This is a genomic window from Cyclobacterium lianum, from assembly GCF_900143075.1.
Taxonomy (GTDB): Bacteria; Bacteroidota; Bacteroidia; order Cytophagales; family Cyclobacteriaceae; genus Cyclobacterium; species Cyclobacterium lianum.
On record NZ_FRCY01000010.1, the window covers coordinates 90221 to 109373 of the forward strand.

Genomic DNA, 19153 nt, shown 5'->3' on the forward strand with positions numbered 1-19153 from the left:
TATAACGGGATCCTAATTTAGAGCATTTATAAATAAGGAAAAATAAAACTAGTAAAGGGATAAAATCATACGAATTCTTTAAAAATATCAATAGTATTGCAATACCTAAAATAAACAAATCATTTATATGGCTAATCAAAGTTATGATGCTATTGTCGTTGGTTCCGGAATCAGCGGCGGATGGGCAGCAAAAGAGCTGACAGAGAAGGGAATGAAGGTACTCCTCCTGGAAAGGGGCCCCAATGTAGAGCATGTCAAAGATTATAAAAACGCAACCAAAGCTCCCTGGGAAATTCCCCACCGGGGCAGAAGGACAATCGAAATGTTGGAAAACCATCCCAACCTGAGGAGAGATTACGTGCTGAACGAACTTAATCTGGACTGGTGGGCACATGAGGATGATTCACCGTATATCGAAAAGAAGCCGTTTACCTGGTTCCGTGGCTACCAGGTTGGGGGGCGCTCCCTGCTTTGGGGCAGGCAAAGTTACCGTTGGGCAGATATAGATTTCGAGGCCAATGCAAAGCAGGGAATTGCAGTAGATTGGCCAATTCGCTACAAGGATCTGGCACCCTGGTACAGTTACGTAGAAAAATTTGCAGGAATTTCCGGCAACAGGGATGGGTTGGATATTCTGCCAGATGGAGAGTTTATGCCGGCGATTCCATTGAACTGCGTGGAAAAAGATGTCGCTGACCGCTTGAAGAACCACTTTGGCGGATCCAGGGTGATGACCAATGCCCGGGTGGCCAACATCACACAGCCTCTTCCGGGAAGACCGGGCTGCCAATACCGCAACAAATGCTCCCTGGGTTGCCCCTTTGGGGGCTACTTCAGCACCCAGTCCTCTACCCTTCCGGCGGCAGAGGCCACCGGTAATCTCACACTTCGGCCCTGGTCAATCGTTACCCGGGTACTGTATGACAAAGACAGCAAAAAGGCTACCGGAGTGGAAGTACTCGACGGGGAGACAAACGAGACTTACGAATTTGACGCCAAAGTAGTATTTCTGTGCGCATCCGCATTCAACTCAACAGCAGTGCTGATGCGTTCTGCTACTGATATATGGCCGGAGGGTCTTGGCAGCAGTTCGGGTGAACTGGGCCATAATGTGATGGACCATCATTTCCGCCTTGGCGCCAATGGCACCATAGAGGGCTATGAAGACAAATATTATTTTGGCAGGAGGCCCGGAGGATTTTATGTGCCCCGCTACAGAAATGTCGGAGACGAAAGCAGAGACTACGTTCGCGGATTTGGGTATCAGGGCGGCGCAAGCCGTCAGGGATGGAGCCGTACGGTAGCCGAGCTTGATTTTGGTGCCCCGCTAAAGGCTGAGCTTACCGAACCCGGTGCCTGGACCATTGGCATGACTGCCTTTGGGGAAATACTGCCTTATCATGACAACACCATCAAACTCAGTAAAACCGAGAAGGACAAATGGGGCATGTATGTATTGGAAATGGACGCAGCAATCCGCGACAACGAAAAGAAAATGCGGGTAGACATGATGAACGATGCCGCAGAAATGCTGGAAGCCGCCGGCGTAAAAGATGTGTCTACTTATGACAGGGGATACACTTTCGGACAAGGAATACACGAAATGGGTACAGCAAGGATGGGAAGAGATCCCAAAACTTCTGTTTTGAATGGCAACAACCAGGTCTGGGATGCCAAAAACGTATTTGTGACTGATGGTGCCGCCATGGCATCAGCTGCAGCGCAAAACCCCTCCCTGACTTACATGGCCATGACTGCCAGAGCGGCGAATTTCGCCGTGGAAGAACTCAAGAAAGGCAATTTGTAACACCCAAAAAAGAAACAAGATGACTGTAATGAATAGAAGAGAGGCCCTGAAAAGTGTGGTGCTCATGATGGGCGGAACCATGGTCGGTGCCAATGTGATCCTCACCGGTTGTGCTCCCGATAAGCAAATAGAAGGGCTGGACTTTTCCGAAGAAGAACTGGCTTATATGGACGAGATCGGAGAAGCCATCATTCCTACAACTGATACCCCTGGTGCCAAAGCAGCTGGAATCGGGTCATTTATGGCCATGATGGTCAAAGATACCTATACCGAAGAGCAGCAAAAGAGCTTTATCAATGGCCTGAACAGTTTGAAAAGCAGCTTTAAATCTGAAACCGGCAAAGAATTTATGGATGCTTCCGTAGAGGAGCGGACCGCTTTCCTGAATCAGCTCAACAAAGCTGCAATGAATCAGAATTCTGCCGACGAGGATGAGGCGAAATACATTCTGATGATCAAAGACCTGACGCTTCTGGGCTACTTTACCTCAGAAATAGGTGCGACACAGGCTTTGCGCTTTGTGGAAACCCCCGGTAGATATGATCCCTGTATGGAATACAAAAAAGGAGACAAGGCCTGGGCGATATAAACCGGTGCTGGTCCTTACTGTAAAAATGAAGCCCGCTATTTTTGGCGGGCTTTATGTTTTTTATAGGCAAACCAGTAATAGGCAGGGAAGACCAGTGCCCTGAGCCGCCAGTCATTTTTCTCATGAAAGCTGAGTTGCTTGTCCCTGTTGATTTTTCGGTAAAGCAGACTGGCCAGAATCAGGTGTGTCAACACCATTAGCAGGAGGATAGAATAGATTATGAGTTCGTTCATTTTTTTAATCTGGGGATAAGCGGCGGAACCTTGTTTTGATACCGGACATATTTTTCACCGTACTGCTCCCGCAGTTTTTTTTCTTCGTAGTATATACCGAATGGCAGGTACGATAGCAGGGCCAGCAGGTGAATGAGGGAAGCCATATTCGGTACATAAAATAAATACCCGGCGAAGATTAATATCAGTCCGGCATACAGCGGATGTCTCATGTATTGATACCAGCCAGTTTTAATGAGGGGTTCTGTTTCTCTCAGGTCATCGTGCGGCTTTAATCCCAGAAACCTGCTTAGCTCCACCTGTTTCATGCTTTTGGCGGCAATAATGGTTCCGAAGGTAGCGAGCATAAAGCCCAGATATGTGGTGCCGTTTGAGCGCTCAAAAAGCCAGATGGGATCAATACTGCCTGCAAACAGGAAAATCGCTAAAAAAATAAAGCTGGCAACAAGACTATAGCTGAGGCGGTACCATTTATAGGAATTTCCCATCCAGGCTTTGACTTTTCTTTTTATATTGAGGCTTGCCAGGAATGTATGGCTGGCATAAAAAAACAACCAGCCCAGGCAGAGGATTAAATATTGCATAAACACACGAATATCTACAATTTGGCCGATTAATGAAAAATTTGCACAGATATATTGAACACACCGTCCTGCATCCCACCACAGATGAAAAGGTCATCGGAAAACTGATCGCTGAAGCCATAAACTTCCGCTTCAGGGGAGTAGTTGTACCGCCCTTCTGGGTGAAGAAAGTAAAACGGGAGTTGGCAGCGGAAGACATTCAGGTTGTGACAGTTATTGGTTTTCCGTTTGGATATGGCATGTCGCAGACCAAGGTATTTGAAGCCCGGCAGGCCATCCGGGATGGCGCGGATGAATTGGATGTGGTATGGTCTCTCACTGCGTTCAAATCCGGCATGAACTGGCCAAAAATTGAGCTGGCCCAGTTGGCGGAATGCTGTCATGAGGAGGAGAGGTTTCTGAAGGTAATCCTCGAAACAGCCTATCTGGATGAGTCCGAACTGCGTAGTGCCTGTAACATTTGCAGGGATGCTGGAGTGGATTTTGTCAAAACCTCTACCGGTTTTGCTCCTGAGGGGGCGAAGCCGGAAATCGTCCGGCAAATGCGGGAGTATCTCCCCAGTCAGGTAGGCATCAAGGCGAGCGGAGGTATCAGGACCCTGGACCAGGCACTCACAATGATCAGCAGCGGAGCCGATCGTATTGGCACGAGCAGTGGTCCGGCAATCATGGAAGCCTATCTGGAGGATCAACTTCCGTCTGACTGATTTCTCCCACTACGGGGTTTTTAGGAGGTTCGATTGGTCTTGCCGGTGATTCGGACTGGTTAAAGTAAATCAGAAAAAAGGGGATTATAAAAAAGGTGAGCAAAATGTAGGCAAACCCCACCAGCCGGGTGTTGGCGGTAGTTCTGCCAAAATGCTTTGCCAGCCGCACGGGTATGCCTCTGAGCCCGGGGTGCGGTAGAAATATGAGCGTGCCGATCAGGTTAAACAACACATGTACAATGGCAATACTTATCGCCGCTTCGGTTTTGTAAAAGGCTGCTATCACAGCGGTGATGGTAGTCCCCACATTGGCGCCCATGATGAAGGGAAAGACTTTGCGCAGGGCTACCTTGCCTGTGGCTACAGCAGTTACCATCAGCGAGGTAGTGATGGTGCTGGATTGGACGGCTGCCGTGAAAAACATTCCGTATAGGAAAGAACGGGTCGGTATATTGAAGATATGCTTTTTGATTTTTTTAAAATTGGGGGTAATCAGTGATTTGTAAGCCAGCGAAGATAACAATTTGATGGAGCCGATCAGGATGAGGATCCCGGTCAGCAGGGATAGCAATGGCCAGTGCAATAATTCGGCAAGGTAGATACTTACAGGGCGGAGAAAAAAGCCCTGGTAGGCAGCCTCTCCGGGCAATAGCCTGCTGTCGCTAACAAAAGCCTGGGTGATCCAGGCTGCCGTTTTACTCAACATGCCGAAGTAAATTTCAAGCGGCAGCAGGATGATAACGGAGATGATGTTGAAGATATCGTGGAGTACACCAGCGGAGAGTGCTTTGCGGAAGGATTTTTTTTTCATGATGTACCCGAATGCCACCAGGGTGCTGGTAAGGGTAGTTCCGATATTGGCACCCATGATCAGGGGAACCGCCTGCGCAAGACTCAGATTGCCTGAAGCCACCAGGACTACCACCATGGCAGAGACAGTAGAACTTGATTGGATCAAAGCGGTGGTGAGCAATCCAATAAACAAGCCGACAAATGGGTTAATTGTGGCCATAAAAAGGGTATTGGCCATCTCGTTGTTCAGCTTCGCGAGGGCATAGGTAAGAAAGTCTATGGAGAACATAAAAAACAGCAATCCCAGGACCACAGTCGATATCGTGAGGACATTTTTCTTAAGGGAATTGTTGTAAGGAGTTGTGTTCATTGAAAAATGGAAGCTACAGCGGCTGATTGAAGATGCAAAATACGTATAGCGGGAAGAGAATTACACGCTTTTCAGGTAAAACTTATGTTAAAATTCGAATCACAGAACCGGCTCAGGTAGAATCGATTAAAAAAGGGCCATATAAATGGGTAAGAAATAAAATATTTATATTTTTGACATGGGCTGATATCATTCTTAAAGTTTTCGGAAAATGCAATTTCAGAACCCGTCGAAAAGGACTTAACAATTTGTTAACACGATCCTTAGAAAATCTTGTTTAATTTGCAGCCTTATTTCACGCCAAAGACCAACGCATGGCCAAACTAAAAGATCAAAATATTAACCAGGATGCTTTATCAAAAGCAGCTTATTCACTTTTTGATTTCACGAAAAAAGAAAAGTCATTTTTATTAATCGTTTGCATTTTAGTTTCTGTTGCAGGTATCATCACTCCCTATACCTATGCAGCCATGTGGTTTGGCTTTATGCTTGCTGCCTATTCTGCCATAGCCAACGACAGCATACAGACCATAGGTACTTTTATTGCTTCTAACCAGAACCGGAAGTGGTATTTTCTCTGGTTGTTTATGGGCTTGATTTTTGTCGGTACCGTTACCTATAGCTGGTTCAGGTACGATGGAGACGTGAGTTATCAGCGTCTTCAGGTTGACGGCCTTGATCAGGCCCCCCAGAGTTTTGTTTTTTTGCAGATCGCTGCCCCTATTGTATTGTTGGTGATGACCAGGTTAAGGATGCCGGTGTCCACCACATTTTTACTGCTTAATGTGTTTACTTACAAGGCGGGCACGATCATGGGAGTCATGCAGAAAAGTTTTATCGGTTATCTTCTTGCATTTATCATGGCGATCATCGTCTGGTATGTGCTTGAAAAGTTCGTTACCAATTATCTGAAAGGGAAGCCTCGGAATTATTGGTACTTTTTACAATGGATCACTTCAGGCTGCCTCTGGGCCGTGTGGATCATGCAGGATGCCGCCAATATTGCAGTATTTCTCCCAAGGCAACTTGACGTATGGGAATTTTCAGCCTATACCGGATTTGTTTTCCTGGGCCTGGGTGTCTTGTTTTATGTGAAAGGGGATAAAATACAGGGTATTGTTAATGAAAAGACCCGCGTCACCGATGTCCGGGCAGCTACGATAGTAGACCTGGTTTATGCGGTAATCTTGTTTTACTTTAAAGCCTACTCAAACATGCCCATGAGTACTACATGGGTGTTTATCGGCCTGTTGGGTGGCAGGGAGCTTTCTATTGCCCTTGCGAAATCGAAAAAATTAAAAAAGAGGAAGGCCCGATTGGTCAGGGCGTACCGGCTGGCAAAAAACGATCTGGTCAAGGCTGGGATCGGACTCATCGTGTCGCTTATTTTAGCACTGATTATCAATGAAGGGGTACGCCAGGAAATCTTTGAAATGATTTTTTAATGGATGAACTGCAACTGTATTCCGATGAATATTGGATGCAAGAGGCCCTGAAGCAGGCCCGGATAGCTTTTGAAGAGGGAGAGATCCCGGTGGGTGCTGTGGTGGTCGTGAAAAACCGGATCATCGCCAAAGCCTACAACCAAACCGAAAAGCTTACAGATGTGACGGCCCATGCTGAGATACTGGCCATTACCGCAGCATCAAATGCGCTGGGTTCCAAGTACCTTCCGGAATGCAGGCTGTACGTTACCCTGGAGCCTTGTGTCATGTGTGCGGGCGCCATCTACTGGGCGCAACTGGGGGAGCTGCACTACGGAGCAGCCGATCCGAAACGTGGATTTTCGCGCAATGGTCCTGATCTGCTTCATCCTAAAACGAAAGTCTCCAACGGGCTGCTGCAGGATAATTCCAGGAAATTGTTGCAGGCATTTTTTAATAATCTCAGGAATTAGAGATTCAACGGAATAAAAGAACCATTTTTGAAGTTCCTTGGTTTGTATGGATAGGTTTTTAATTCGAACCCAATACCATCAACTAAATTAATGTTTAACCTAAAAGATTAAAATAATGGCTTTTGAACTTCCTAGTTTACCTTATGAAAAAAATGCATTGGAGCCACATATCGATGCCAAGACAATGGAAATACATCATGGCAAACACCACAATGCCTATGTGACCAAATTGAATGACGCCATAAAAGGCTCGGATCTGGCTTCAAAAAGTATAGAAGATATCATGAAAGGGATCTCCTCTGCTTCTACGGCCGTCAGAAACAACGGTGGCGGACATTACAACCATTCACTTTTCTGGACTATCTTGTCTCCGAAAGGCGGCGGGGCCCCCTCCGGCGAGCTTGCAACTGCCATAGATAAGAAATTTGGTTCATTCGATAAGTTTAAGGAGGAATTTTCCAATGCGGCCGCTACCCGATTTGGCTCAGGCTGGGCCTGGTTGAGTGTCAGTAACGGTGAGTTGCAGGTGAGTTCTACTCCCAATCAGGACAATCCCCTAATGGACATTGCCGAGGTGAAAGGTACGCCTATTCTGGGATTGGACGTTTGGGAACATGCTTACTACCTGAATTACCAAAATCGTAGGCCAGATTACATCGATGCCTTTTGGAACGTAGTGAACTGGGAGGAAGTAGCGAAAAAATATGCTGCGGCCAAATAATACATGCGCTTTCCAAATGCGATCATACTACCCTCCGGTGATTTCCGGGGGGTTTTTTTGTGCGGTTTGCGAACAGCAAAAGTGTACGGTTGTGGGACAGCTATATTTTTCGAAAATATTATAAATAATTGATAAACAGTCCTATAGGTATTTTTTTTGTATTTGGCACCTTTTTCCCATGTCATGGCATAGAACGAATAATCAAATATGACCATGAACTTAAGAACGCTTGTTTTTGCCACTTCATTTTTCTACCTGATCGGATGGAGCCACCTGGCAGCTCAGGAGATATCCGGGACAGTATCCGGGACTATCCTGGATGAAAATCGTGAACCCCTGCCGTTCGCTAATGTAGTTTTGCTTGAAGTGAATTCTGAGGAATTGGTTACTGCTGTCATTTCCGATGACGCCGGATACTTCACCCTGCAGACGATTTCCGAAAAAGAAGTATTTCTGCGTATTACTACCCTGGGTTACACCAGCTACCAAACTAACCCATTCGTATTGCGGGGAGGAGCAGAAAAAAATTTCGGAACCATTCAGGTGCAGGCAGAAACCACAGGATTGGACGAGGTGACGGTGAATGCTGCAAGGCCCAATGTGCTGATTCAGGCAGATAAAACAATTGTCAATGTGGCGGGAACGGTCATGGCGGAGGGCAACACAGTCCTGGACGTGGTGGGTCGTTCTCCAGGAGTGTTTGTAGATGCGGATGGCAATATCAGTCTGAATGGCAGATCAGGCGTGGTGGTTTTGATAGATGAGCGACAAACCTATATGAATGCCGCAGACCTGGCCAACTTTCTGAGGGCCATGCCAGCGGACAATATCCTGAGTATTGAAGTGATCAACAATCCTCCGGCAAAGTATGATGCTGAAGGAGCTGCTGGTGTGATTAATCTGGTGCTAAAGAAAAATAACATCAATGGCACCAATGGCAATGTACATTTGGGCAGCCAGTATAATGGATTGCATACACCATCAGCGGGAGCGACTTTAAATGTTAAGAAAAATAAATGGACCTCAAATGCCAGTCTGAATTACAGCGAATGGGGACGATTTATAGACCTGGATATCATCAGAAGGTTTCAGGTGGACGGTGGTCTTTCGGTATTTGATCAGGAAGCGCGATTAAAGTTGTTGAGGAGCAACCTGTTTTTTTCCGGGGGTACCGATTACCAGATCAATGAAAAACACAGTATCGGGATTAACCTTCAGGCATCCGGGCAAAAAGGCACTGAGGATGGTAACTCCCTTACCAATATCTCCAACCCGAAGAACAGTGACACGAACTACCTGAATGCGCTCAATGATTCATACTCCGATAATTACAGGGTCTTTGGAAATCTACATTACATTGCCAGACTGGACACCCAGGGAACAAAGCTTAGCGCAGACCTCGATTTTACCCAAATGGACGCCGGTAGCCTGAGCATGCTCAGCAACAGCTATTGGACGAATGAACTCACCGGAGAGGGAACTTCGGACAGGATCCGTACCGGCAACGAAATGTTGTATACCATTTACACAGCTAAAGCTGATTTCACCAGACCGCTCGGAAAGGACAGGGAGCTGGAGGCAGGACTGAAAGGAAGCTGGGTCAATTCAGACAATAAGTTGGACATTTCAAAAAGTGTGGAAGAGGGGGTGTTTAACCCGGATCCAAATAGCAATCATTTCATTTACAAAGAGCAGGTACTGGCAGCCTATACTTCCTACAAAGGCCCCATCAGCGAGCAGTTGAACTTTCAGGCGGGTCTCAGGGCAGAATATGCAGATATTGAAGGAAATTCGGTGAGTTCCTCCCAAATCAACACCCAGGAGTACCTCAACTTATTTCCCAGCCTGTACCTGCAGCACCAGGTAAACGATAACTACCAAATCGTCTATAACCTGAATCGCAGGATCACCAGACCCCATTACCGGCAGTTGAACCCCTATGTGTTTTATATCGATCCGTTGACTACTGAGGAGGGAAATCCTCAGTTGAGGCCACAATATGCCAATAATTTTGAAATGAACCATATCATCAAGAATGCATATCAATTGGCGGTATCTTTTTCTCAGACCGAGAACGCATTTGGACAGATCATGGTGCAGGATGAGGAAACCAGGAAAACCCGTATTCAAATGCAAAACTTAGATCGCACACAAAATTTGAGTGTGCGTGCGACAATTCCGTTTGAGTTTGCGTCCTGGTACAGCACCAGCAACATGCTCCAGTTTGATGGCAACACCTTTCAGTCTCAGTTGGGAGCCGAATTGCTGGACGAAAAACAGTTTTCCTTTATGGCCCGAAGTCAGCACAACATTACCCTGCCAAAGGGGTTCAGACTGGAATTGGTCGGGATTTACAGAAGCCCCTTTCGGGATGGGCAGTTGAAGATAGATGCGATGAGCTGGATGGACGCCGGCCTGACCAAAACATTTTACAACGACAAGCTGAGCTTAACGGTGAATGGAGCAGATATATTCAGAACCATGAAATTCAGGGGAAATATTGATTTTCACAGCATCAATACTGATGTGCGGCAGTACAACAGCATGCAGAGCGTGAGATTTACGCTGCGTTGGAAATTTGCCCGGGGAGAGCAGTTTAAGGTTTCTCAGAGAAGTGGAAGCACCGAAGAAAGAAACAGATTGGACTAAGTTTCAGACGAGAATAAGTTTAGATTAGGTTTTTAACAATAATAAAGACAGCACCTCCTGGGTGCTGTTTTTATTTGATCGGGTGGCACCGATTGAGCTTACATGAAATGATACAGGAAGATCAAATGGGCAGAAAGGGCAGGTTTCTTTTCTCCTCTGATTTCGATTTTTACTTTCATCTCTGTCTTGATGGTGCCTCTGAGGTCACTAATATTGGCCAGGCTCGCCTTCATTCTGATCTCGTCATTTACTTTTACCGGATTGGCAAAACGCAGGTTTTCGATACCGTAGTTGACCATCATTCTGAGGTTGTTGACCTGCACGATCTGGTTCCACAGATAAGGAACCAGGGAGAGGGTGAGGTAACCATGCGCGATAGTGCCTCCAAATGCCCCCTCTGATTTTGCTTTATCAGGGTCTGTGTGGATCCACTGGTGGTCCAATGTCGCGTCCGCAAAGAGGTTGATCTGTTCCTGATTTATCCGGTGGTAATCCGAGACACCCAGTTCCTTGCCGATATATTGCTGAAAATCTTCAAAACTATTGATGATAAGTTTGTTCATGTTCTGTTGGCTTTTAAAAAAATGAAATTATCAAAACCCTCCGGATTTTAAAACAAAAAATCAATAAACTACCCTTTATCAGGCAAAGGCAAAGCAATGGTTTACCTTTTGCGGCGATAATATAAAAATCCAAGAACCAGGCTACTTATGAAAAAAATCAAGGTTGTCCATTCGTAAGTTCTTGTTTTTTCCTGCTCTTCCCGGATATCCGAATCCTTACTTTGAAGCGCTCGCTTTAGCTTGACGATATCGGCCTCAGCCTTATGGGCGATAAATTTGTAATCTTCCTTTTCGTTTCCGATTGTAGTGGTTTGAATATCCTTCAGCATTTCCAGTTCCTGCATGATCTGGTTGTCTTTCTGTATGATCCGATCCATCCATTCATTGGTGGCCGTCATGTCTTTTTTTGTCCGGTTTCCAAAAATACCTGATTTCTGCTTTTCCGATTCCTGCCACTCCTGATGCAGGATTTTTCTTTCCTGTACCAGTTTGTTAAGTTTTTCCTGAGCATCTGCCGAAAACGGTAGGGTCAATAACCAGATTACCAATCCCAGGAAAAATAATAATTTGTTGTTCATGTTGTAACTGCCTTTATGAATAAACTCCTTCATGGTCAATTTTAGCGATTTCAAAAAGCATGCCTGAAATGATTTACCGGGATATCTCAGGCCTGGTAAATAGGCAGGAAGAGCCACTATTTTCTGAAAAACAACCTGCTACAAATCTTTTTTCGTAAGAATCAGATTGACCTTTATCGCTTACTGGCCACCAGAAGATCGGATGGTCGCCCGGGTTTGGCGGTGTCAAAAGTTACTTTTTGCTGGCCGGGAGAAATTCGTTCAATACCTGACGGAGATAATCCCTGTCCAGATGGGTATAGATCTCTGTCGTGGTGATGCTTTCATGCCCCAACATCTCCTGTACGGCCCTGAGGTCAGCTCCTCCTTCCACCAGGTGGGTTGCAAAACTATGCCTGAAAGTATGTGGGCTGACCTTTTTTTGCATCCCTGTTTCTTTGACGAGTTTTTTGATGATAAGGAAAATCATCACCCTCGTCAGCTTTTTTCCGCGCCGGTTTAGAAATATGTAGTCTTCGTGTCCCCTGGCAACGTTTTGGTGTACACGGACTTCTTCCAGGTAGAGCTTCAGGTATTTGGCGGCAGACCTTCCGACCGGGACGAGGCGTTCCTTATTGCCCTTGCCTGTTACGCGAAGAAAGCCGATGTCTTTAAAATAGTGGCCGGTTTTCAAATTGACCAGTTCGGATACCCGCAGCCCGCTGCTATACAACAATTCCAGCATGGCCCGGTTGCGGTGCCCTTCAGGCGCTCCCATGGGGATGGCCTCGAGCAATTTTTCGATTTCAGGATAGCTCAGGGTATCCGGCAGGGTTCGGCTGAGCTTTGGTGCCTCCAAAAGCAGGGAAGGGTTGTCCCGGATTTTGTCCTCATACATAAGGAATTTAAAAAAGGCCTTGATACCGGAAAGGATCCTCGCCTGGGAAAATTCAGAAATATTCAGGCCAGACAGGGCATTTACAAACTGTCGGAGATGATAGAGTTGGACCTTATCGGGACCCAGGCCGGGAAAATTTTTTTCCATAAAGTCAGCGACTTTTTCCACATCCTGACGGTACGCCAGGATCGAATTTTCCTGTAGCGACCGCTCAATTTTCAGGTAATAGCCAAAAGCCCTGATCTCCTTTTCCCATTCCATACAGTAAAATTAATGCTTCCCTGACACTTTGGAATCATTTTCCCAAAAACAATGCATTATCTCCCGTACATATTGCCCGAATGCTTAACTTTGCCTTTCCATTCAGACATCAAAAACCCGACAGAAAATTGAAAATCGCCATTATCAACGGGCCCAACCTCAACCTTTTAGGTAAGCGTGAGCCGGAAATTTACGGAAGCAGTACTTTTGAAGATTTTTTCGAAAAACTGAAAACCAGATATCCCGATCTGACACTTTCCTATTACCAAAGCAATGTGGAGGGCGAGCTTGTTAACCGGCTGCATGAGGTCGGCTTTGATCATGATGGTATATTGATGAATGCCGGCGCATATACCCATACTTCGGTGGCTTTATCAGATGCCATTGCCGGCATCAAAACGCCCGTGCTTGAAATACACATTTCCAATATTTACAAAAGAGAGGAATTCCGGCACAAGAGCATCATTTCCAAAGAATGCGTGGGGATGATTGCGGGATTGGGCTTGCTGGGTTATGAACTCGGATTACAATATTTTATACAGATAGAAAATCGCTAATGTCTATGCTCACATTTGCCCCGGGCCCGTCAAAAGTCTTTGACCGATTGCCCGAATATTTTCAGGATGCTTATCGTCAGGGTATCCTCAGTGCCAATCACCGCAGTGCGGTTTTTATGGATTTGTACAGGGAAACGGAAAGCTTGTTTAAGGAAAAGTTGGATGTCCCTTCCGATTACAAGTTACTGTTCACCTCGAGTGCCACCGAAAACTGGGAAATCATTTCCCAGTCCCTGGTAGAGCAGGCTTCATTCCATATTTTTTCAGGATCTTTTGGCAAAAAATGGTTTGATTTCGCCCAAAATATCATTCCCGAAACCGCCTCCTTGAAGTTGGATAAAAACACGGTATTGGAAGTAGCTGACCTGGCAGTTTCCGATGCTTTTGATTTCATTGCCGTTACCCAAAATGAAACCTCCAATGCCACGCAGGTAAGCAATCAAATTATTGCGGATCTGGCAGAAAAATATCCCGGCAAGATGCTGGCGGTGGATACCACCTCCTCTATGGGAGGGATTTATCTGGACTTCAGGCTGGCAGATGTCTGGTACGCCTCTGTACAAAAGTGCTTCGGCCTGCCTGCAGGCCTGGGTTTATTGGTGCTTTCGCCGAGAGCTATTGCCAAAGCAAAAAGCAAAGGAGAATATGGCCGCTACAATAGCCTGAACTTCATGCTGGAAAATGCCGCTAATTACCAAACCCACTATACGCCCAATGTGCTTGGCATTTATTTGCTGTATCGGGTTCTGCAGGATATGCCGCCTATCCAGGAGGTGCAGGAAAAGACTGAAAAAAGGATGCAGGCCCTGGAAAAACTGGTGGATCAATCGGCCAAACTGGCTTTTTTGGTAACCAATCCCGCAGCAAGAAGCCGAACGGTTTTGGGCGTAGGAGGTGAAGAGGCTTTTATCAAAAGCATCAAAGCGGCTGCTGAAGCTCAGGGCATGCAAATGGGCAGTGGCTACGGTCCACTTAAACCGACCAGTTTCAGGATAGCCAATTTTCCGGCCATCACAGATGAGGAATTTGAAAAATTGACCCGGTTTTTACAAGGCTTTTGAAAACGTAATGCATGTTTGATTTCAGAGAAATTGTATCGGTAACCCTGATCCTTTTTTCGGTCATTGATATTTTGGGATCTATACCCATAGTCATCAATCTCCGCAAGAAGGTTGGCCATATCCAAAGCGGAAAAGCCACTATCGTGGCCGGGGTATTGATGGTACTGTTTCTGATTCTAGGGAAGTCCATTCTTCAACTCTTCGGTATCGGAGTGGAGGACTTTGCCATAGCCGGAGCGCTGATCATTTTTGCACTTGGAGCGGAGATGATCCTGGGAATTGAAATTTTCAAACCCGATCCAGCAGCAGGGGCCACAAGTACCTCCATTGTTCCGATTGCCTTTCCGTTGATCGCAGGAGCAGGTACACTGACGACCATCCTAACCTTAAAGGCAGAATTTTCTCAGGCCAACATTGCTGTAGGGATCATCCTGAACCTGATCATCATATTTGTGGTCCTCAAAAGCACCAACTGGCTGGAGCGAAAGTTGGGGCAGACGGGCCTGGATGTATTGCGCAGGATATTCGGTATTATTCTGTTGTCGATAGCCATCAAGATCTTTAAAAGCAATGTGTTTCCTGGCAGTTGAGGAGGAGCTTGCGGTTGTCCGGATATCCCAGGGTTTTTTACATTATATTTTCGTATTTAGGGTTTTGATTTGAAGAAAAAAGAATTACTTTTGCAATCGCTTTGGGAATAAAATCCGAAAGTAGTTCGGGGTGTAGCGTAGCCCGGTCATCGCGCCTCGTTTGGGACGAGGAGGTCGCAGGTTCGAATCCTGCCACCCCGACCAATACAAAAAAAACCTGCCTTTTCGAGGTGGGTTTTTTTATGCCCATTTGGTTAAACTTTACAATGGTGCCGGGAAGAGAACCGGGATTGAAATAGGTGATGGAGGGCAACTCCTAACTGTTGTTTATTTCTCTGATGCGTGGAATACTGAAAGCAAGTAGTCGCACTGCCTTGATCGCCACCCAACAAGTCTTTTTGTGAGCTATAGGCGATTGATACGATAAGATTTTTATTACTTACTGCTAAAGCATCAGGCCGTTGAAGCACGGTGGCGGGGATTTCAAATCAGGACTGAAACATCCCATTTTCAATCAATTGGTTTTGGCGTTACCCCATTATTCCTGCTATCAAAACCAGAAAATTCCAACTCTTCAAAAAACCCGCTTGAATAGAAAATTTCTATTGTTTTAATTAATTAAGATTATTTCCAAATAGCATTGTTTAGAATTAATCTTATTAATACTTTTGCCCTGTCAAAATTTATAAACACAATGAAAAACAAGTACTCCTTTTTGATAGCAGTTATTGCACTTTTTGCTTTCTCAGCAGCCTACGCTCAAACCGGGACTATCACCGGCAGGGTAGCAACGGCTGACAATAAACCGCTGGAATTTGTCAATGTGGCGGTCGCAGGTCAAACCAAAGGAGCCACCACGGACCGGCAGGGGCGTTTTCTGATCAAAGACCTGGAAGCCGGGATCTATACCCTGAAAGCATCCTTTGTAGGGATTGAGGCACAGGAAAAAAATATTGAACTACGACCGGGCCAGCGATTGACAGTAGATTTCAGACTAAAGGAAAGTGCCACTTCACTTTCAGAGGTGCTGGTTACTGATATGAATGCCAACAGATTCTATTCAGATAGCAATTTTACCGTCTCCAAATTACCTTTAAAGGACCTGGAAAATCCACAGGTGTACAATTCAATCAGTGGCAAACTATTGAAAGAACAGGTAGTGACCAACATGAATGACGCCCTCAAAAATGCCACCGGCGTAACCCGCCTCTGGGAGTCCACAGGCAGGGGAGGTGATGGTGCGGAATACTATTCGATGCGGGGCTTTTCGGTGCAGCCTACCATGGTAAACGGTATGCCCAGTGTAAATAACGGAGGCCTTGATCCTGCCAATGTGGAAAGTGTAGACGTCATCAAAGGTCCCTCGGGTACTCTTTTCGGAAGTCCCATGATCTCTTATGGTGGCCTGATCAACATCACCACCAAGAAGCCACTGGTACAGGAACGAAGGGAATTTGGGTTTGTCACCGGAAGTTTCGGACTGAACCGGCTGACTGCGGATATCAACGAGCCGGTATCCGGATCTTCGGCTATTCGTCTGAATGCGGCCTACCAATCCCAAAATACGTTTCAGGATGCGGGGAGCAGCAGATCGATATTTATAGCCCCATCTTTCAGGTTTAAAGCCAGTGAAAAACTCAGTTTTTTAATCAATACCGAATTTCTGGATGCCGTTTCCGTAAATGCCCCCATGATCTTTCTCAATCGTTCCAATCCGCTTACCTTTTCCAGCATGGAGCTTTTTGAGAGAAACTACGAGAAATCCTTCACCGGCAACGGACTGGATATCAATAATGCCTCCTATGGTATACAGGCACAGGCTTTTTACGAAATCAATTCATCCTGGACTTCCCAGACGGTGTTGTCAAGAAGCTCCACCAAAACAGACGGTTACTACCATTATCTTTTTGACAACAGCGACGGAGACTCCTTTACCCGATACATTTCCGATCGGAATGGACAAACCATTACTACCGACTTTCAGCAAAACTTTATAGGGGATTTCCGATTGGGAGCGTTCAGAAACAAAATGGTAATCGGAGTAGATTATTTCAAATCATCGATCTTTAACGGAAGTACTGGTTGGGTAGGCAATGGTGTGGTCACCCTCTCAGATGGTAATGATACAGGTATTTTGACCAGGGCCGGGGTAGATGACCTGGTGAAAGATTCCTTCGAAGGCAATTCAACAGGGACCAATGAGGTACTCAGTGCCTATGTTTCCAATGTCATTCAGTTTACCGATGCGCTCTCCCTGATGGCCAGTTTGCGTGTGGACAATTTTAATGGCCGGACCGACTATTGGGTCGAAGAGGAAATAAAGAGCCAGACCTCCCTATCTCCCAAGCTGGGTGTGGTCTATCAGCTCATGCCCGATAAGGTTTCTGTTTTTGGCAATTACATGAACGGATTTGTCAACCTGGCGCCGGTTAATGTGAGCAATGTTGATGGCTCCAATCCAAGGTTGAAGCTTTTGGATCCCGAGCAGGCCAACCAGTACGAATTTGGTGTAAAGACCAATATATACGGGGATAAGATTTCAGCTACTGCGAGCTACTACAATATCGGAGTAAAGAACAGGCTGATGACGGACCCCGACAATATCAATAATTCCATTCAGGGGGGAGAAGTGCTAAGCAAAGGTGTAGAAATCAGCTTGATAGCCAATCCCATAGAGGGGATGAACCTTGTAGCCGGCTACAGTAAAAACCATACCGAAGTTACCGAGGACAATATGGAAAGCGGCTATCTTGGACTCCGGCCCGAAGAATCCGGACCGGCAAGACTGGTCAACTTTTGGGCCAGTTATACCCTTCCCACCGGGCCTTTGGCAGGATTGGGCCTGGGCTTTGGTGGAAATGCAGCCAGTGAACACCTTACCCTGAACAGGGCGAATATCGGTACTTTTGCCCTGCCCGCTTATCAGGTTTTCAATGCGGTGGTGTCTTATGCCGGTATTGGAAACCAATATCTTTTGTCTCTGAAGGTCAATAACCTGACCAATGAACGATACTATTCGGGTTGGTCTACGGTCACACCGCAGCAATTAAGGAATATAGCTTTTAGCCTCAATTACAGATTTTAATGAAAGTAAAGAAAGCAATTGGCAAAATTCACCTCTGGCTCGGCCTTGCGTCCGGGCTTGTGGTGTTTATAGTAGCGATTACGGGTTGTATTTATGCATTTCAATCAGAAATTCAGGACCTGACGCAGGATTACAGATTTGTAAGACCTGTGGATAGTCCCGTCTTGCCGCCCACCAGGATCTGGGAGATAGCAGACCAGGCCCTGCCCGACAAACACCTCCACGCTATTCTTTATCCTACGCCCGATCGGGCAGCACAGGCGATCTACTATAGTTTTGAGGAGCACTACTACTATTTTGTATACGTCAATCCCTATACCGGAGAGGTATTGAAAGTCAAGGATGAGTTTGCCGATTTTTTTCGGTTGGTACTGGACGGTCATTTTTATCTCTGGCTCCCACCGGAAATCGGGCAGCCAGTAGTGGCTTCTTTTACGCTGATTTTCCTGGTCATGATGGTATCCGGCCTGATACTCTGGTGGCCCAAAAACAAAAAGGCCAGGGCCCAACGCTTTTCATTAAAGCTAAATGGCAGTTGGAAAAGAAAAAATTACGACCTGCACAGCGTCGTCGGCTTTTACGTGATGGTTTTTGGGTTGGTATTCGCCATTACCGGCCTGGTTTGGGGCTTTACCTGGTTTAGGGATGGGGTATACTCGCTGGCCTCAGGCGGTGAGGAATATCTGGAATATTATACGCCCGAATCTACCGCTACACAATCCTATCAGGGAGAAGTACCGGCGCTGGACCAGGTTTGGCTCAACATGAGAGCCGAATATCCCAATGCCGACTGGATCGAAGTACATCCACCGGAAACGGAAAATGGCGCCATTGCCGCCAATGCCAACCCGGACGCAGATACCTATTGGAAAATGGACTACCGGTATTTTGATCCGAATACTTTGGAGGAATTACCTGTCGACCATATCTGGAACCGCTTTCACGAAGCTACGGCAGCCCAAAAAATCATGCGGATCAATTACGATGTACATGTGGGGGCCATATTGGGTTTTCCCGGCAAAGTGTTGGCTTTTTTGCTCAGCCTGAGCATTGCATCCCTGCCAATTACAGGTTTTTTATTGTGGTACGGCAAAAAGGTGAAAGCCAGAAAAGGTCAAAGAGCGGAGAGGAAGCCAGACCGAAAGCTGGAAAAACTGGCTGTTTTGAATTGAACAGCACCTTGCCCGGTCTATCCTGATTCTTTTTCGGATCAAAATCAGCATCCGGGAAAT

The 19153-nt window shown here is 46.2% G+C and carries 18 protein-coding genes and 1 tRNA gene; 13 read left to right on the forward strand and 6 right to left on the reverse strand.

The features are described from left to right. The first annotated feature begins 127 nt into the window (after positions 1 to 127). Together BUB19_RS16015 and BUB19_RS16020 are read left to right on the forward strand one after the other, a co-directional pair. Positions 128 to 1807 (forward strand): GMC oxidoreductase, encoded by a 1680-nt coding sequence (locus BUB19_RS16015; RefSeq protein WP_073095595.1) that lies wholly within the window; start codon positions 128 to 130, stop codon positions 1805 to 1807. A gap of 28 nt (positions 1808 to 1835) precedes the next feature. Then, entirely contained in the window at positions 1836 to 2396 is a 561-nt protein-coding gene (locus tag BUB19_RS16020) for a gluconate 2-dehydrogenase subunit 3 family protein (RefSeq protein WP_073095596.1), read from the forward strand. Positions 2397 to 2431: 35 nt separating this feature from the next. On the opposite strand, the gene BUB19_RS16025 is transcribed toward BUB19_RS16020, so the two are convergent. After that, positions 2432 to 2629 (reverse strand): hypothetical protein, encoded by a 198-nt coding sequence (locus tag BUB19_RS16025; RefSeq protein ID WP_073095598.1) that lies wholly within the window; start codon positions 2627 to 2629, stop codon positions 2432 to 2434. Further along, positions 2626 to 3213 (reverse strand): methyltransferase family protein, encoded by a 588-nt coding sequence (locus BUB19_RS16030; protein ID WP_073095600.1) that lies wholly within the window; start codon positions 3211 to 3213, stop codon positions 2626 to 2628. Before BUB19_RS16030 ends, BUB19_RS16025 begins: the two co-directional genes overlap by 4 nt. Positions 3214 to 3245: 32 nt before the next feature. Here BUB19_RS16030 and deoC point away from each other — a divergent pair, with 32 nt between their 5' ends. Continuing rightward, entirely contained in the window at positions 3246 to 3920 is a 675-nt protein-coding gene (gene deoC, locus BUB19_RS16035; RefSeq protein ID WP_073095602.1) for a deoxyribose-phosphate aldolase, read from the forward strand. Here the strand turns inward: deoC and BUB19_RS16040 are convergent. Further along, the gene (locus tag BUB19_RS16040; RefSeq protein WP_073095604.1) at positions 3880 to 5082 is read right to left on the reverse strand and encodes a Na/Pi symporter; all 1203 of its coding nucleotides are present in this window, start codon (positions 5080 to 5082) and stop codon (positions 3880 to 3882) included. The genes deoC and BUB19_RS16040 overlap by 41 nt on opposite strands. 314 nt (positions 5083 to 5396) lie before the next feature. Here BUB19_RS16040 and BUB19_RS16050 point away from each other — a divergent pair, with 314 nt between their 5' ends. From BUB19_RS16050 to BUB19_RS16065, 4 genes are all read left to right on the forward strand, one after another. Then, a complete protein-coding gene (locus tag BUB19_RS16050; RefSeq protein WP_073095608.1) occupies positions 5397 to 6527 on the forward strand; it encodes a hypothetical protein in 1131 nt (376 codons plus the stop codon). A gap of 8 nt (positions 6528 to 6535) precedes the next feature. Then, entirely contained in the window at positions 6536 to 6979 is a 444-nt protein-coding gene (locus tag BUB19_RS16055; protein ID WP_073095752.1) for a nucleoside deaminase, read from the forward strand. A 115-nt stretch (positions 6980 to 7094) separates the two neighbouring features. Beyond that, positions 7095 to 7700 carry a superoxide dismutase gene (locus BUB19_RS16060; protein ID WP_073095610.1) on the forward strand — a complete coding sequence of 202 codons (606 nt, stop codon included), beginning with the start codon at positions 7095 to 7097 and terminating at the stop codon, positions 7698 to 7700. A gap of 213 nt (positions 7701 to 7913) precedes the next feature. Beyond that, positions 7914 to 10349 carry a TonB-dependent receptor gene (locus tag BUB19_RS16065; RefSeq protein WP_073095754.1) on the forward strand — a complete coding sequence of 812 codons (2436 nt, stop codon included), beginning with the start codon at positions 7914 to 7916 and terminating at the stop codon, positions 10347 to 10349. A 98-nt stretch (positions 10350 to 10447) separates the two neighbouring features. Here the strand turns inward: BUB19_RS16065 and BUB19_RS16070 are convergent, their stop codons facing one another. The 3 genes from BUB19_RS16070 to xerD form a co-directional block, all read right to left on the reverse strand. Beyond that, positions 10448 to 10912 (reverse strand): MaoC family dehydratase, encoded by a 465-nt coding sequence (locus tag BUB19_RS16070; RefSeq protein WP_073095612.1) that lies wholly within the window; start codon positions 10910 to 10912, stop codon positions 10448 to 10450. Positions 10913 to 11013: 101 nt separating this feature from the next. Then, positions 11014 to 11523, reverse strand: a complete 510-nt coding sequence (locus BUB19_RS16075) for a Clp protease ClpB (RefSeq protein WP_245802874.1) — start codon at positions 11521 to 11523, stop codon at positions 11014 to 11016. 199 nt (positions 11524 to 11722) lie between these two features. Further along, entirely contained in the window at positions 11723 to 12628 is a 906-nt protein-coding gene (gene xerD, locus BUB19_RS16080; protein ID WP_073095614.1) for a site-specific tyrosine recombinase XerD, read from the reverse strand. Positions 12629 to 12756: 128 nt separating this feature from the next. Here xerD and aroQ point away from each other — a divergent pair, with 128 nt between their 5' ends. The 6 genes from aroQ to BUB19_RS16110 all read left to right on the forward strand — a co-directional run bounded on the left by aroQ (position 12757) and on the right by BUB19_RS16110 (position 19093). Beyond that, positions 12757 to 13185, forward strand: a complete 429-nt coding sequence (gene aroQ, locus BUB19_RS16085; protein ID WP_073095758.1) for a type II 3-dehydroquinate dehydratase — start codon at positions 12757 to 12759, stop codon at positions 13183 to 13185. A gap of 5 nt (positions 13186 to 13190) precedes the next feature. Beyond that, positions 13191 to 14246, forward strand: a complete 1056-nt coding sequence (locus tag BUB19_RS16090; protein ID WP_073095760.1) for an aminotransferase class V-fold PLP-dependent enzyme — start codon at positions 13191 to 13193, stop codon at positions 14244 to 14246. 11 nt (positions 14247 to 14257) lie between these two features. Next, on the forward strand, positions 14258 to 14836 hold the full coding sequence (locus BUB19_RS16095; protein ID WP_073095616.1) for a MarC family protein: 579 nt from the start codon (positions 14258 to 14260) through the stop codon (positions 14834 to 14836). Positions 14837 to 14962: 126 nt separating this feature from the next. Next, positions 14963 to 15040, forward strand: a tRNA-Pro gene (locus tag BUB19_RS16100). Between the two features lie 490 nt (positions 15041 to 15530). Continuing rightward, complete coding sequence (locus BUB19_RS16105; protein WP_073095618.1) at positions 15531 to 17921, forward strand: TonB-dependent receptor; 2391 nt, start codon at positions 15531 to 15533, stop codon at positions 17919 to 17921. After that, positions 17921 to 19093 (forward strand): PepSY-associated TM helix domain-containing protein, encoded by a 1173-nt coding sequence (locus tag BUB19_RS16110; RefSeq protein ID WP_073095619.1) that lies wholly within the window; start codon positions 17921 to 17923, stop codon positions 19091 to 19093. The genes BUB19_RS16105 and BUB19_RS16110 overlap by 1 nt, the downstream gene beginning before the upstream one ends. Positions 19094 to 19153 lie beyond the last annotated feature (60 nt).

Bases quoted from the DNA above. Each gene is read 5' to 3' on its own strand.
- xerD (WP_073095614.1), bottom strand. From the start codon at position 12,628: ATGGAATGGGAAAAGGAGATCAGGGCTTTTGGCTATTACCTGAAAATT.
- BUB19_RS16020 (WP_073095596.1), top strand. From the start codon at position 1,836: ATGAATAGAAGAGAGGCCCTGAAAAGTGTGGTGCTCATGATGGGCGGA.
- BUB19_RS16075 (WP_245802874.1), bottom strand. From the start codon at position 11,523: ATGAAGGAGTTTATTCATAAAGGCAGTTACAACATGAACAACAAATTA.
- BUB19_RS16095 (WP_073095616.1), top strand. From the start codon at position 14,258: ATGTTTGATTTCAGAGAAATTGTATCGGTAACCCTGATCCTTTTTTCG.
- BUB19_RS16105 (WP_073095618.1), top strand. From the start codon at position 15,531: ATGAAAAACAAGTACTCCTTTTTGATAGCAGTTATTGCACTTTTTGCT.
- BUB19_RS16110 (WP_073095619.1), top strand. From the start codon at position 17,921: ATGAAAGTAAAGAAAGCAATTGGCAAAATTCACCTCTGGCTCGGCCTT.
- BUB19_RS16070 (WP_073095612.1), bottom strand. From the start codon at position 10,912: ATGAACAAACTTATCATCAATAGTTTTGAAGATTTTCAGCAATATATC.
- BUB19_RS16090 (WP_073095760.1), top strand. From the start codon at position 13,191: ATGCTCACATTTGCCCCGGGCCCGTCAAAAGTCTTTGACCGATTGCCC.
- deoC (WP_073095602.1), top strand. From the start codon at position 3,246: ATGAAAAATTTGCACAGATATATTGAACACACCGTCCTGCATCCCACC.
- BUB19_RS16015 (WP_073095595.1), top strand. From the start codon at position 128: ATGGCTAATCAAAGTTATGATGCTATTGTCGTTGGTTCCGGAATCAGC.
- BUB19_RS16060 (WP_073095610.1), top strand. From the start codon at position 7,095: ATGGCTTTTGAACTTCCTAGTTTACCTTATGAAAAAAATGCATTGGAG.
- BUB19_RS16025 (WP_073095598.1), bottom strand. From the start codon at position 2,629: ATGAACGAACTCATAATCTATTCTATCCTCCTGCTAATGGTGTTGACA.
- BUB19_RS16065 (WP_073095754.1), top strand. From the start codon at position 7,914: ATGAACTTAAGAACGCTTGTTTTTGCCACTTCATTTTTCTACCTGATC.
- BUB19_RS16050 (WP_073095608.1), top strand. From the start codon at position 5,397: ATGGCCAAACTAAAAGATCAAAATATTAACCAGGATGCTTTATCAAAA.
- BUB19_RS16040 (WP_073095604.1), bottom strand. From the start codon at position 5,082: ATGAACACAACTCCTTACAACAATTCCCTTAAGAAAAATGTCCTCACG.
- BUB19_RS16030 (WP_073095600.1), bottom strand. From the start codon at position 3,213: ATGCAATATTTAATCCTCTGCCTGGGCTGGTTGTTTTTTTATGCCAGC.